Source organism: Psychrobacillus sp. FSL H8-0484, assembly GCF_038005325.1.
Lineage (GTDB): Bacteria > Bacillota > Bacilli > Bacillales_A > Planococcaceae > Psychrobacillus.
In genome coordinates, this window is record NZ_JBBOSZ010000001.1 from 665170 (window position 1) to 680414 (window position 15245).

Consider the following 15245-nt stretch of genomic DNA (forward strand, 5'->3'; position numbering starts at 1 on the left):
ACATGTCTAAGGTAGAAGTATATCGTCCAACAAATCATGTTCGTTTTGTAACCGCATCCAGTCTTTTTGACGGACATGATGCGTCAATAAATATTATGCGTCGTATTTTACAGGCAAGTGGTGCGGAAGTTATTCACTTAGGACACAATCGTTCCGTAGAAGAAGTGGTAAACGCTGCTATTCAAGAGGATGTGCAAGGGATCGCAATATCTTCCTATCAAGGAGGGCATGTTGAGTATTTTAAATATATGAAGGATTTACTGGTAGAACGGGGTGCACCTCATATTCGCATATATGGGGGAGGCGGCGGAGTAATCATTCCGAAAGAAATAAAAGAACTGCAAGATTACGGTGTTTCAGGAATCTTCTCGCCGGAAGACGGCCGTAAACTTGGGCTTCAAGGTATGATCAATCAAATACTAATGGAATGTGATGTGCCAACGAAATCGTCGGGAGCAGGAGATGAGATTGCTAATGTTTCCACGGAAAATCCAGAGAAGTTAGCGCATTTAATTACGTTAGCGGAAGAGGCTCTTCAAACTGGAGATGCGGAAACAAAAGCCATGATCGAACAAGCGAAAAGCTTGTCGAAAGGCACACCTGTCCTTGGAATTACTGGAACGGGAGGAGCGGGGAAAAGTTCCTTAACAGATGAATTAATTCGCCGTTTCTTACAGGAGCTACCAGACAAAAAAATCGCGGTTCTTTCGATCGATCCTACGAAGCAAAAAACAGGTGGAGCATTGCTAGGTGACCGTATTCGTATGAATGCTATTTTTAACAAGCGTGTATTCATGCGGAGTTTAGCAACACGTGGATCTCGTACGGAATTATCTGGGGCGCTTGCTGATGTACTAGATGTAGTCAAAGTAGCAGGATACGATTTAATTATGGTTGAAACAAGTGGTATCGGGCAAGGGGACGCGGAAATTACCAATGTATCGGACGTTTCGATGTATGTAATGACAAGCGAGTTCGGTGCGCCATCTCAACTAGAAAAGATCGATATGATTGACTATGCAGATTTAATTGTTATCAATAAATTTGAACGAAAAGGCTCAGAAGACGCACTTCGCCAAGTGCAAAAGCAATATCAACGTAGCCGTGAACTTTGGCATGATGAGTTGGATACGATGCCAGTTTACGGAACGATTGCTAGTCAATTTAATGATAAAGGAACAAATTCTTTGTTCGCAGCATTAGTAGCTGTGTTGAATAAAAAGACAGGTACTGACTGGGAAACGTCGTACGAACATTTTGTTAAAACACAAAAGCAAAATGTAATTATTCCGAATGACCGACGCTATTATCTGCGTGAAATAACAGATGCAGTTCGTGGATACCATAAAAAGTCTGAAGAGCAAGTGGCTTTCGCGAGAAGACTGTTCCAATTAGAAGGTGCAATGGAGGCAGTGAAAGAAAAAGCGGCTGATGACGCTTTAGTACAATCATTGGAATCCTTAGCTACTGGAGTTCGTAATGAATTAACTGCAGAATCAAAGCGCATACTGGAGAACTGGGCTGCTTTAAAAGAAGCGTATGCTGGAGATGAGTTTATCACGAAAATACGTGATAAAGAAATTCGTACGATCCTTCGTACAGAAAGTCTTTCAGGGTTGAAGATACCGAAAGTAGTACTTCCGAAATTCGTTGATTATGGCGAAATTTTAAGATGGGTGTACAAAGAAAATATACCTGGTTCATTCCCATTCACAGCAGGTGTATTTCCGTTTAAACGAGAAGGGGAAGATCCAAAACGTCAATTTGCTGGAGAAGGAACGCCAGAACGTACCAATCGACGGTTCCACTATTTATCGAAAGATGACGATGCAAAACGTCTCTCTACCGCATTTGACTCGGTAACACTGTACGGAGAAGATCCAGATTATCGACCGGACATTTACGGGAAAGTTGGGGAGTCTGGAGTAAGCATCTGTACACTGGATGATATGAAAAAGCTGTATGCAGGGTTTGATTTATGTGCAGCCTCTACGTCTGTATCTATGACCATTAACGGACCTGCTCCCATTATATTAGCGATGTTCATGAATACGGCGATTGATCAGCAAGTACGTCTGCAGGAAGAGAAGCTTGGACGCATACTTACAATAGAAGAATACACAGAAGTAAAGGCTACCACCTTACAAGTTGTGAGAGGAACCGTGCAGGCAGATATATTGAAAGAAGATCAAGGTCAAAATACATGCATTTTCTCAACCGAATTTGCACTACGTATGATGGGCGATATTCAACAATATTTTATTGACCAAAAGGTTCGCAATTATTATTCGGTTTCCATTTCTGGTTATCATATTGCAGAAGCCGGTGCTAACCCAATTTCGCAACTTGCATTCACGCTTTCAAATGGCTTCACTTATGTGGAGTACTATCTGAGCCGCGGTATGCATATAGATGATTTTGCACCAAACTTATCATTCTTCTTCTCCAATGGCTTGGATCCAGAATATACCGTAATTGGTAGAGTGGCTCGTCGTATTTGGGCAGTTGTCATGCGCGATAAATATGGCGCAAATGATCGCAGTCAAAAACTGAAATACCATGTGCAAACATCAGGAAGAAGTCTACATGCACAAGAAATTGACTTTAATGATATTCGCACAACACTTCAAGCATTAATGGCATTGCAAGATAATTGTAACTCGCTTCATACAAATGCATACGATGAAGCAATTACAACACCAACCGAGGAATCTGTACGCCGTGCAATGGCGATTCAAATGATTATTACAAAAGAGCATGGACTATCAAAAAATGAAAATCCGCTACAAGGGGCTTTTATAATAGAAGAAATGACAGACCTAGTGGAAGAAGCAGTGCTTTCTGAGTTTGATCGTATTAACGATCGTGGCGGAGTGCTTGGTGCAATGGAAACACAGTATCAGCGTGGTAAAATTCAAGAAGAATCGATGTTCTACGAAATGAAAAAACACACGGGAGAGCTACCAATTATCGGTGTGAATACCTATTTAAATCCAACACCTGCTTCTGCAGAGGACATTGACAATATGGAAATTGCACGTGCAACGAAGGAAGAAAAAGAAACACAAATTATGAATCTACAAAGCTTCCAAGCTAAGTATAAGTCAGAAACAACCGAAGCACTCAATCGTTTGAAACAAGTTGCCGTAACAGGTGGCAACATCTTTGAAGAATTGATGTTCACGGTTCAAAAAGCAAGTCTTGGGCAAATTACGAACGCCTTATACGAAGTTGGCGGGCAATATAGACGAAACATGTAAAAAATAGAAAAGAAATACTTTTAAAAAAAACTGTGTCTCCATGTAAAAATGGGACACTTTTTTCCTAATTTTTTGTATAATGAAACTAACCTTATTCACCGGAAGTCCCGACTTTTGCTGAATAAGGTTAGTGCCACCGGCGGATGTTACAGATTTTGGACAGGAATTGATTGTGTATACTCATTCCAAAATCTGGACGGAAATGCGCCCAGGCGAATTTGATTATGTAATAAAGGAGCAATGGCATGAAAAAATCAATTCACATAATGGTCATTATAATACTCCTACTACTGGCCACTTTTCTGTATAATAGAAGACTGGCATCTATTCCATTACTCCTGCTATCTTTTTATTTATTTTCAATAGTAGGTAGGAAAATTTCTCTTTTCAAAAAGAATAAATGAATGTAGCATATTACATAATTGTTTGTATATAATGGTAAGTATGCAAACGGACATAGAAAGGACGTGCACGATTTGAATTTTCGTGAAATGACAACAGCACAACTACAAGAAGAATCGTTAATCGATATCGGATTTGCGATTTTAGAAGATAAGAAAAACTCACTAACATTAACAGAACTATTTGATGAAATCCAAAATTTAAACGGATTTACAGATGAAGAAATGGCGTCCCGCAAACCTCAATTTTATACAGATATGAATATCGATGGTCGCTTTTTAGCGATTGCAGAAAACCAATGGGGGCTAAGAGAATGGTACCCAGTGGAACAAATCGAAGAAGAATCAGCCCCTACGGTGAAGGTACGTAAAAAGAAAGCTAAAGTCGTAGATGATGAGCTAGATGATCTTGATGAGGATGAAATCATTTTCGAAGAAGAATTTGATGAATTTATTGATGAAGACGACGACGAAGACGAAGATGACGAAGATGAAGCAGTCATTGACTTTGTTGGAGCAGAAATCGATGAAGTGATTGAAGAAGACTTAATCGACGAAGATGAGGATGAATTTGAAATTATTGATGAAGATTTGGACGATGAAGATTTAGAAGACGAAGAATAATTCTTGACTTCTAAATCTAAACGCTATAAGATTTTATTGGGCTCTTTTTAAAGAGACATTACTTATGTGCATATGCGCTCCCCTGCAAAACAGCAGGAGGAGCGCTTTTTGTTATTGCTTAACCTTATTCAGCAAAAGGTTTTTGCTATGAAAGTGAAACAATAGAAGCAGTTGTATTTTTGGAAGGAACTTGAGTAGGAGCGAAAGTTTCCCACTTTTATAAGTGGTAAGATGAAGGCAAATGATTCATCCTATTGTGTACACACAACTACCTGCTGAATCGTAGAACTCTGGCTAAGATCGCCGCGTCCTACGGCAACACCACAGTAACCAACATCCTGTTGGCCCAAAGCCTCCGGCGGATGCCATAGATTTTGTAAATCTGGACGCAATACGCCAAGGCGAATTTGATATTACATTAGGAGGAACTAACAATGACTAAATTTATTTTTGTTACTGGTGGAGTTGTATCTTCACTTGGTAAAGGTATCACAGCGGCGTCACTTGGTCGTTTATTGAAAAACAGAGGGCTAAATGTAACGATTCAAAAATTTGATCCTTATATTAACTTAGACCCAGGAACAATGAGTCCATATCAACATGGGGAAGTTTTTGTAACAGATGACGGTGCAGAAACGGATTTAGATTTAGGTCATTACGAGCGCTTCATTGATATTAACTTGAATAAATACTCGAATATTACAACAGGAAAAGTGTATTCTTCTGTATTAAGAAAAGAACGTCGCGGTGATTACAACGGTGGGACAGTACAAGTTATTCCTCATATCACAAATGAAATTAAACAACGTTTATTTTTAGCAGCAAAAGAAACACATGCAGATATCGTAATTACAGAAATTGGTGGAACAGTAGGAGATATCGAATCTCTTCCATTCCTAGAAACAATTCGTCAAATGAAACGTGACGTAGGTAGCGATAACGTAATGTACATTCACTGTACATTAGTTCCATTTATAAAAGCTGCTGGTGAAATGAAAACAAAACCAACACAACATAGTGTAAAAGAACTTCGTAGCCTAGGTATTCAACCAAACGTTATTGTACTTCGTTCGGAAATGCCAGTTCCTCAAGATATGAAAGATAAAATCGGGCTATTCTGTGATATTAAACCGGAAGAAGTAATCGAATGTATTGATGCAGATTCTTTATACGAAATTCCATTGAATCTACAAGCACAACATTTAGATCAAATCGTAGTAGATCATTTCAAACTGCAAACTCCAGAAGCGGATATGACAGATTGGAAAGTATTAGTGGATCAAGTGAAATCATTATCGAAAAAAGTTCGTATTGGTTTAGTTGGTAAATATGTAGAGCTTCAAGATGCGTACATTTCTGTAGTAGAAGCGATGAAGCATGCCGGCTATAAATTTGATGCAGACGTAGAAGTGAAATGGGTAAATGCAGAGCATGTGAATGATGCAAACGTTGCAGAAGTTCTTGCTGATGTCGATGGAATCCTTGTTCCTGGCGGATTTGGAGATCGTGGTGTAGAAGGGAAAATTGCTGCTACTAAATTTGCTCGCGAAAATAACGTGCCGTTCTTAGGTATTTGTTTAGGTATGCAATTGGCAACAGTTGAATTTGCACGTTCAATTCTAGAACTTCAAGGTGCTCATTCTACAGAGTTAGACCCAACTACTCCACATTCAATTATTGATTTATTGCCAGAACAAAAAGACATAGAAGACTTAGGTGGAACACTTCGCCTTGGATTATATCCATGTAAGTTAACTCCTGGCTCAAAAGCACACCAAGCATACGGAGAAGAGCTTGTGTATGAACGCCACCGTCACCGTTATGAGTTCAATAACGAATACCGTGAGCAATTCGAAGCAGCAGGATTTGTGTTCTCTGGTACAAGCCCAGATGGTCGTTTAATCGAAATCATCGAGCTTCCAGAACATCCATTCTTCGTAGCTTCTCAATTCCACCCGGAATTTGTGTCACGTCCACAACGTCCACAACCATTATTCCGTGAGTTCATCAAAGCTTCCGTAGGTGAATAAATAGTGAAAAGCAGTTCGACTCGTCGAGCTGCTTTTTCTTTATGTTTTATAAGAGGATAAATGACTGAATGATACTGGACAGGCCGGATTGTATAATAATTAACTGTAATTATTATTCATAATATGTTAGAAAGCGGCTAAACGAGATCAATTCACTTGCGACCGCAACCAATTCGCAAGCAACCGAGACCAATTCACAAGCAACCGAGACCAATTCACAAGCAACCGCAACCAAATTAAAAAAGCACAAGGAAATTTCAAATTTCCTTGTGCTTTTTCGATTTTCTCTTTATTCTTCACCAAAAAGTATTTCGTCGAGCTTCATTTTCACAGCTTCATAAACAAACATCGTACTCAATGCGTACGGTAAGACAATCCGAGAACCATCTTCAGCAGGAAGTAACCCCTTCGTTAGTTTTAGTGAAATATATGTATAAGCAAGGGTTGAAAGCTTATTTTCTTCACTAGCAGGCTCGCTTGCAAGCACGCTAAATGGAATAAAGTCGGCCGCTAACTTTTCTGCTAAAGTAATGGCTTCTGAGTTTGCAGAAGATCTAGTTATTATCCAAATACGATCAGCACTAGTTAGTTGGACATCTGATGTCCACACCTGGAAACTTGGAAATGGTTCTGCAGCAAATTGAGCATTAATAGAAATACTTTTCATTTCTCCAAACGCTGCGAAATAAATATTCCCTTGGCCTGCAGCAGCTTGCGCTAGCAGTCGAGCTGTTTCTTCCATATTTTCTTCTTCTGAAGTTGCAATACGTTGTAATAGTCCAGAAAGTTGTGTTGTTAGCATTTTCAAAGTAAATTCACCTCGGTATTATTATATAAGAAAGTTCAATATATACATAGTTACTAGTGAGTATTACGTAAGATAGTCCCTGATAAACGGAATAATTATCTCTAAATATTTATAAATGGAAAATAATTCGAATTTTTAGCAGGAATGTGAAGGGGAGTATAGAATAGATATAGTAGTAGGGATATATGGGGAAAATTTTAAAAAGGGGTTTGTTCATCATGAAGCACATTTTAATTGTAGACGACCAGCTTGGCATACGAATGCTCTTAAAAGAAGTTTTTTCGCAGGAAGGATACGAAGTAAGTCTAGCTTCTAATGGGTTTGAAGCATTAGAAATTGTAAATGAAAGAGAGATTGGCGGAGTTTTATTGGATATGAAAATTCCAGGCATGGATGGGATTCAAATTTTAACTAAGTTAAAAATAAGTCATCCCGATTTACCAGTCATGATGATGACAGCATATGGAGAACTCAATTTAATCCAAGAAGCAAAGAATTTAGGTGCCAGTCATTATTTTACAAAACCATTTGATATCTTTGAAGTACGGGATGCTGTGAATAATTTAATAAAATAAGTACCTCGCAAGCAGGCAGTGGAAAACATCGCCTGTTTTTGTTATGATAAGAGAGGTATAAAAAGAAAATAAATGAGTGAAAAAGCGAATAGAGGAGGTCCATTTGAATGGCTTTAGTATCTATGAAAGAAATGCTTGAAAAAGGGAAAAAAGAAGGCTATGCAGTAGGACAATTCAACATTAACAATTTAGAATTTACACAAGCTATATTACAAGCTGCTGAAGAAGAAAAATCACCTGTAATTTTAGGTGTTTCTGAAGGTGCAGCCAAATACATGGGTGGTTTCAAAACGGTTGTACATATGGTAAAAGGTTTGATGGAAGACTATCAAACGACTGTACCAGTGGCAATTCACTTAGACCATGGCTCTAGCTTTGAAAAATGTAAAGCTGCAATTGACGCAGGTTTTACGTCTGTTATGATTGACGCTTCTCATCATCCATTTGAAGAAAACGTAGAAATTACGTCTAAAGTTGTAGAATATGCACATGCACGCAATGTATCTGTGGAAGCTGAACTTGGAACCGTTGGCGGACAAGAAGATGATGTAATCGCTGATGGTGTTATATATGCAGATCCAGCAGAATGTGCCGAACTAGTAAAACGCACAGCTATTGATTGCTTAGCGCCAGCACTAGGCTCTGTTCATGGGCCATACAAAGGTGAACCGAACTTAGGATTTAAAGAAATGGAAGAAATCTCTCAATTAGCAGAACTTCCACTAGTTCTACATGGTGGTACAGGAATTCCAACGCATGATATTACACGTGCTATTTCTCTAGGTACAGCTAAAATTAATGTAAACACTGAAAACCAAATTGCTGCGACAAATGCAATTCGTGCGTATTTGGCGGAAAATGAACACCAATATGATCCACGCAAATACCTAATTCCAGCACGAGATGCAATTAAAACAACTGTTATGGGCAAAATGCGTGTATTTGGAAGTTCGAATAGAGCATAATGCAATATAAATAGATACAAGGAGGAGTATTTTAATTAAAACCTTCTTCTTAGAATATAGACAAATATTACTTCGAAAGTGCCACTTTAGACTGTCTTGAAAACGCTGGGCAGTCGAGGTAACCTAAGTTAAAGAAATTCTTGCCGGAACTTTTACCGTTTTTCTGTGACGAGCTTTGTGCAAGAGTGCATTTAAAACATTATTTATCAACAGTCTTAGGAGAAGTGTTCAGTTTAGAACCTTCTCCTGTTTTTCCATTATGAGGAGGATATTATTAATATGAAATTTTTTATCGATACAGCTAACTTTGACGAAATAAAAGAAGCACACGCTTGGGGGATTTTATCAGGTGTAACGACAAATCCATCACTTGTTGCGAAAGAAAACATTTCATTTCATGATCGCCTTCGCGAAATTACAGCACTAGTAGATGGTTCTGTCAGCGCAGAAGTAATTGCATTAGACGCTGAAGGCATGATTAAAGAAGGTAGAGAACTTGCTGCAATTGCACCAAACATTACAGTGAAACTCCCGATGACACCAGAAGGCCTGAAAGCATGTTCAGTATTCCGTTCAGAAGGAATTAAAACAAATGTCACACTTATTTTTAGTGCAAACCAAGCGCTACTTGCAGCCCGTGCAGGTGCAACATATGTATCTCCTTTCTTAGGACGCCTAGACGATATTGGTCATGATGGAATGGAATTGATTGCAAAAATTGCTCAAATCTTTGATATCCACCAAATCGATACAGAAATTATTGCCGCTTCGATTAGACATCCTCAACATATTACAGATGCAGCACTAAATGGTGCGCATATTTCTACAACGCCTATTAAAGTATTAAAACAACTTTTTCATCATCCTCTAACAGACAAAGGGATTGAAGGATTTCTAGCAGATTGGAACAATCGTAAAAGCGAGTAACAAGATGAAGGAGAAACTTTATGGAAGTTTATAAAATAAAAGGAGGTAATCGCCTCCAAGGAACGATAAAAGTAAGTGGAGCGAAGAATAGCGCAGTAGCGCTTATTCCCGCTTCTTTATTGGCGAACTCTCCTGTTACAATTGAAGGCTTACCAGAAATTTTAGACGTATGGACATTGAAAGAGATTTTAGAAGAAGTGGGAGCAACCGTTACATTTGAAAACGGTACGATGACGATTGACCCAACACATATAGTGGATATGCCGCTTCCTAACGGGAATATTAAAAAGCTTCGGGCCTCTTATTATTTAATGGGTGCTTTACTTGGAAGATTTAAGAAAGCGGCGATTGGGCTACCAGGTGGATGCCATCTAGGTCCACGTCCAATCGACCAACATATTAAAGGCTTTGAAGCATTAGGTGCATCTGTAACCAATGAACATGGAGCTATTTATTTGCGAACAGACGAATTAGTCGGCTCCAAAATATACCTAGATGTCGTAAGTGTGGGAGCTACCATTAATATTATGCTAGCTGCAGTCCTAGCAAAAGGTAGAACAATCATCGAAAATGCGGCAAAAGAGCCAGAAATCATTGATGTTGCAACCCTTTTAAGTAATATGGGTGCGAATATTAAAGGTGCTGGAACAAATGTCATTCGAATTGATGGTGTGAAAGAACTGCATGGCACGAAGCACACAATTATTCCAGATCGTATTGAAGCTGGAACATTTATGATTATGGCTGCGGTTGCTGGAGACGGCATTACGATCGATAATGTCATCCCTTTTCATGTGGAAGCATTAACTGCGAAGCTTCGTGAAATGGGTGTCGAAGTAGAAGAATTTGAAGAAAAAATTTACATTGCAAAGCCGAAGAATTTACAGGCTGTGGATGTTAAAACACTTGTTTATCCTGGATTTCCAACGGATTTACAACAACCTTTTTCCGTATTAATGACGCAAGCGGCAGGAACATCTGTCATTACGGATTCGATTTATTCGGCACGTTTTAAACAAATTGATGAATTGCGCCGGATGAGTGCTAACGGGCGTGTAGATGGTAGAACAGCGATTATTACAGGTCCGGCAAAGCTAGAATCAGCCACAGTTCGTGCAAGTGATTTGAGAGCGGGCGCAGCATTAGTTCTTGCAGGATTAATTGCGGATGGCGAAACAGAAATTCAAGATATCTTCCATATCGAGCGTGGATATAGTTCCATTATTGAAAAGCTTCAAGGAATTGGAGCAGACATTCGCAGAGTGGAAATAAAAGAAGTCGAAGTAAATAACGAATAATATACCAGTAAATCCTATTTGACAAATATGCTACAATGATACAGGAAGAAACACATTCTAGAATATATAAACCGTAAAACGGGAGGCACATATTAGATGGAACGTAGTTTATCAATGGAATTAGTCCGAGTAACAGAAGCAGCAGCAATTGCATCTGCACGTTGGATGGGACGCGGATTAAAAAATGAAGCAGATGACGCAGCAACTACTGCAATGCGTACAGTATTTGACACAATCCCAATGGAAGGTGTCGTTGTAATTGGGGAAGGTGAAATGGACGAAGCACCGATGTTATATATCGGAGAAAAGCTTGGACATGGATCTGGAGGACCTCAAGTAGATGTAGCAGTAGATCCGTTAGAAGGTACAAATATCGTGGCTTCTGGTGGATGGAATGCACTAGCAGTTCTTGCGGTTGCAGATCGCGGAAATCTTCTTCATGCTCCTGACATGTATATGGAAAAACTTGCTGTAGGTCCTGAATCTGTAGGTCTAGTGGACATTAACGCATCCGTACTTGATAATTTACGAGCAGTAGCTCGTGCAAAAAACAAAGATATCGAAGACGTTGTAGCAACAATCCTTGGTCGTCCACGTCACCAAAAAATTATCGACGAAATTAGAGCCGCTGGCGCTCGCATCAAGCTAATTACGGATGGCGATGTAGCAGGAGCTATTAATACGGCATTTGATAACACGGGTGTTGATATTTTATTTGGTATGGGTGGAGCTCCTGAAGGGGTAATCTCAGCTGTAGGTTTAAAATGTCTAGGTGGAGAAATCCAAGGGAAGCTTGTCCCACAAGATGATGCAGAGCTTGCGCGTTGTCTTAAAATGGGTCTAGATGTGAATAAAGTTTTACGTATGGAAGACTTAGTAAAAGGTGACGATGCAATCTTCGCGGCAACTGGAGTAACTGACGGAGAACTTCTTCGCGGAGTACAATTTAAAGGCGCTTTTGGATCTACACATTCCATCGTTATGCGTGCAAAATCAGGAACTATTCGATTTGTAGAAGGACGTCATAGCTTAAACAAAAAACCGAATTTAGTTCTATAATAGTGAAACTTCCTAATGTATACCCGGTGAAATACTGCCGGGTATCCTCTTATTAAACTTCTTTCCCTTATAAATCCTGAAAATAGTAAACAATAAAATATAATAAAGAGTGGTGCGTTGCTTATGACACAAACAACAATTAACGAATTAGAAAATATGACGCTGAAAGAGCTCTATACACTAGCGCGCAAATATAAAGTTGCTGCTTATAGTAAGTTATCAAAAAAAGAACTTATTTTTGCTATTTTAAAATCTCGTGCAGAACAAGAAGGATTTTTCTTCATGGAAGGCGTTCTAGAAATTATCCAACAAGAAGGCTTCGGTTTCTTACGACCAATCAACTATTCTCCTAGTTCCGAGGATATTTACATTTCTGCATCTCAAATTAGAAGATTTGACCTTCGTAACGGAGATAAAGTAACAGGAAAAGTTCGCCCACCAAAAGAAAGTGAACGTTACTATGGTCTTCTACATGTAGAATTGGTAAACGGTGAAGACCCAGAAATTGCAAAAGAACGTGTGCATTTTCCAGGACTTACAGCATTATATCCAGATCGTCATATAACGCTTGAAACAACACCAGATAAATTATCAACACGTATAATGGATTTAGTAGCACCAGTAGGGTATGGACAACGTGGCTTAATTGTTGCGCCTCCAAAAGCAGGTAAAACTTTATTAATTAAAGAGATTGCAAATGCGATAACAACGAATCATCCGAATGCAGAACTAATTGTGCTATTAATAGACGAGCGTCCTGAAGAAGTAACAGACATTGAACGTTCAGTTAAAGCAGATGTAGTAAGTTCAACATTTGATGAAGTACCAGAAAACCACGTGAAAGTAGCAGAGCTAGTGTTAGAAAGAGCGATGCGCTTAGTAGAGCATAAGCGCGATGTTATCATTCTAATGGATTCTATTACACGCCTTGCACGTGCATACAATTTAGTAATTCCACCAAGCGGTCGTACATTATCTGGGGGTATTGACCCCGCTGCATTCCACCGTCCTAAACGATTTTTTGGAGCAGCACGAAATATTGAAGAAGGCGGAAGTTTAACAATTCTTGCGACTGCTTTAATTGATACAGGCTCACGTATGGATGAAGTTATCTATGAAGAGTTCAAAGGAACAGGTAACTTAGAACTTCATTTAGATAGACATCTTGCAGAGCGCCGAATTTTCCCTGCAATCGACATTCGTCGTTCTGGAACGAGAAAAGAAGAACTTCTTATTCCAAAAGACCAGCTCGACAAATTATGGGCAATTCGCAAAACATTTTCCGATTCATCCGATTTTGCGGAACGTTTCTTGAAAAAGCTTCGCCAAAGCAAAACAAACGAAGCATTTTTTGAACAATTAGCTGTAGAAATGAAAGCACACCGTAGTGGAAAAGTAACGCTGTAATCTACATGTGAGTTTTAAATTCGATATTCATTATAGATGAATTTAGAAGAGGAGGGGCTGTCCCTAAAGTCATATATTGACTGAGAGATGGTCCCTTTTCCAATGTATTGATTTCCGTTCCAGACGGACGCTTTCCGCGGGCATGGCTTCAGTCTCCTCGTCGCTTTCGCTCCTGCGGGGCCTTCAGCTCATGCACCTGCCGCTTCGCTTTCGGTGCAGAAAACATCTGCTATTCCCGCTGGAGTCGCCGTCTTCCACTACAATCAATTGCCTACAAAAAATAGTAGTTTAATGAAAAGTATACAAAAAACAGGTGTAGAAAAAGACTCGTTTTTCTATACATGCTTCAATTTATGAGCTTATTGGACTCTTTGGCTGCTTACTGTATAAATAGGAAAGTGGCTATTTTTTCATTTCCAAAAGCTTTGGCACTTCTTTCTATTACAAGTAACTATGGAGAGTGACGGACGAACGACTACCACACGATTATCGAAAAAGTGCGTAGGGATGAGACTTTGTCGCATCCCTATGTATCAAGAAATCCAGGTAATTGTGTAGAGATCGTTTAGTTCCAAGCACTTATACTAAAGTGCCTAGTGTGTTATCACCATTTTAATAAGCAATTTACTGGTACTTTTGGTTAATCAACACGTGTGGTTTCTTACGTCTTTGTACTAATTTTTAGCAAGTCAGAAAAGGAATTAAAAACTAACGACTTGTATATCCAAGATAGACATGTTATTATATTTAACGTAAGTTTATACATTTCTGCTACATATGCGATTGACATCAATCGGATCGTGTAAGGTATCAGTTTCATAACCAACTCTGTTCCAGATGGTTCAGGGCGAGAGGAGAGATAGAGATGAAAGCAGGAATTCATCCCGATTACAAAGAAGCAACAGTATCATGTTCATGTGGTAACACATTCACAACTGGTTCTGTAAAATCAGACATTAAAGTCGAGTTCTGTAACGATTGTCACCCATTCTATACAGGACGTCAAAAATTCGCAGCAGCGGATGGCCGTGTCGCTCGCTTCAACAAAAAATACGGAACTCAAGAAGAAAACTAAAAGCAAAATACCTGTAGAGCACTTTGTGCTTTACAGGTATTTTTGTTTAAAAGTCATACATGATGAGATGTTTCAGTTGATCTCACTTCGACATTACTTACATTTAGACAGCACCATATGTTATAAATAGATAGAGGAAAATGAAAGTTACATAAACGATTTATAAGGGGATATATATATAATGGCGCAATTATTTTTTAAGCATGGTGCAATGAATAGTGGAAAATCTATTGAAATTCTAAAAGTGGCACATAATTATGAAGAACAAAATAAACCCGTCATTATTTTTACACCTGGAATTGATACTCGAGATGAAGTGGGACATGTCTCCAGTAGAATAGGCTTAAAAAGAAAAGCTACTGCAATTTTCGATGAGACTAATTTATATGATCTCGTAGAAGAGCATTCGCCAAAACCATACTGCGTTCTCATCGACGAAGTACAGTTTTTAAAAAAAGAACATGTTTTACAATTAACGAAAATAGTAGATGAATTAGATATACCAGTAATGGGCTTTGGATTAAAAAATGACTTTCAAAATGAAATGTTTGAAGGAAGTCGCTATATGTTAATTTACGCAGATAAGATTGAAGAAATGAAGACCATTTGCTGGTTCTGCCATAAAAAGGCGATTATGAATTTACGGGTAGATGAAGATGGGAAGCCAGTTTATACTGGTGAACAAATTCAAATTGGCGGCAATGATGCTTACTATCCGGTTTGTCGGAAGTGCCATGCCAACCCACCATTATAAAAATGCCATGCAAAAATTCACTAATTTCTATAGGGGTTAGTGAATTTTTTCATGCGGATCAA

12 protein-coding genes are annotated in these 15245 nt (G+C 38.8%); 11 read left to right on the plus strand and 1 reads right to left on the minus strand.

Annotation, left to right across the window (positions count from 1 at the left end; translation table 11 throughout):
- The first annotated feature begins 2 nt into the window (after positions 1-2).
- The 3 genes from icmF to MHH81_RS03185 all read left to right on the plus strand — a co-directional run bounded on the left by icmF (position 3) and on the right by MHH81_RS03185 (position 6315).
- Positions 3-3260 (plus strand): fused isobutyryl-CoA mutase/GTPase IcmF, encoded by a 3258-nt coding sequence (gene icmF / locus MHH81_RS03175; RefSeq protein WP_340917780.1) that lies wholly within the window; start codon positions 3-5, stop codon positions 3258-3260.
- Between the two features lie 476 nt (positions 3261-3736).
- A complete protein-coding gene (gene rpoE, locus MHH81_RS03180) occupies positions 3737-4285 on the plus strand; it encodes a DNA-directed RNA polymerase subunit delta (RefSeq protein ID WP_340917782.1) in 549 nt (182 codons plus the stop codon).
- Between the two features lie 434 nt (positions 4286-4719).
- A complete protein-coding gene (locus MHH81_RS03185) occupies positions 4720-6315 on the plus strand; it encodes a CTP synthase (RefSeq protein WP_340917784.1) in 1596 nt (531 codons plus the stop codon).
- 289 nt (positions 6316-6604) lie between these two features.
- Here MHH81_RS03185 and MHH81_RS03190 read toward each other — a convergent pair whose 3' ends face one another.
- On the minus strand, positions 6605-7117 hold the full coding sequence (locus MHH81_RS03190; protein WP_340925103.1) for a DUF2529 family protein: 513 nt from the start codon (positions 7115-7117) through the stop codon (positions 6605-6607).
- 224 nt (positions 7118-7341) lie between these two features.
- On the opposite strand from MHH81_RS03190, the gene MHH81_RS03195 reads away from it, so the two are divergent.
- The 8 genes from MHH81_RS03195 (at position 7342) to MHH81_RS03230 (ending at position 15183) form a co-directional block, all read left to right on the plus strand.
- On the plus strand, positions 7342-7698 hold the full coding sequence (locus MHH81_RS03195) for a response regulator (RefSeq protein WP_340917786.1): 357 nt from the start codon (positions 7342-7344) through the stop codon (positions 7696-7698).
- A gap of 107 nt (positions 7699-7805) precedes the next feature.
- Complete coding sequence (locus MHH81_RS03200) at positions 7806-8663, plus strand: class II fructose-bisphosphate aldolase (RefSeq protein WP_340917789.1); 858 nt, start codon at positions 7806-7808, stop codon at positions 8661-8663.
- 279 nt (positions 8664-8942) lie between these two features.
- Positions 8943-9590, plus strand: a complete 648-nt coding sequence (fsa, locus tag MHH81_RS03205) for a fructose-6-phosphate aldolase (protein ID WP_340917792.1) — start codon at positions 8943-8945, stop codon at positions 9588-9590.
- Positions 9591-9610: 20 nt separating this feature from the next.
- Positions 9611-10888 carry a UDP-N-acetylglucosamine 1-carboxyvinyltransferase gene (locus tag MHH81_RS03210; RefSeq protein ID WP_340917796.1) on the plus strand — a complete coding sequence of 426 codons (1278 nt, stop codon included), beginning with the start codon at positions 9611-9613 and terminating at the stop codon, positions 10886-10888.
- A gap of 96 nt (positions 10889-10984) precedes the next feature.
- Positions 10985-11947, plus strand: coding sequence for a class II fructose-bisphosphatase (glpX, locus tag MHH81_RS03215; RefSeq protein ID WP_340917798.1), 963 nt, complete (start codon positions 10985-10987; stop codon positions 11945-11947).
- Positions 11948-12070: 123 nt separating this feature from the next.
- On the plus strand, positions 12071-13354 hold the full coding sequence (gene rho / locus MHH81_RS03220; RefSeq protein ID WP_340917800.1) for a transcription termination factor Rho: 1284 nt from the start codon (positions 12071-12073) through the stop codon (positions 13352-13354).
- Between the two features lie 865 nt (positions 13355-14219).
- Positions 14220-14429, plus strand: a complete 210-nt coding sequence (gene rpmE / locus MHH81_RS03225) for a 50S ribosomal protein L31 (RefSeq protein WP_340917802.1) — start codon at positions 14220-14222, stop codon at positions 14427-14429.
- 181 nt (positions 14430-14610) lie between these two features.
- Positions 14611-15183 carry a thymidine kinase gene (locus tag MHH81_RS03230; RefSeq protein ID WP_340917803.1) on the plus strand — a complete coding sequence of 191 codons (573 nt, stop codon included), beginning with the start codon at positions 14611-14613 and terminating at the stop codon, positions 15181-15183.
- The last annotated feature ends 62 nt before the right edge of the window (positions 15184-15245 follow it).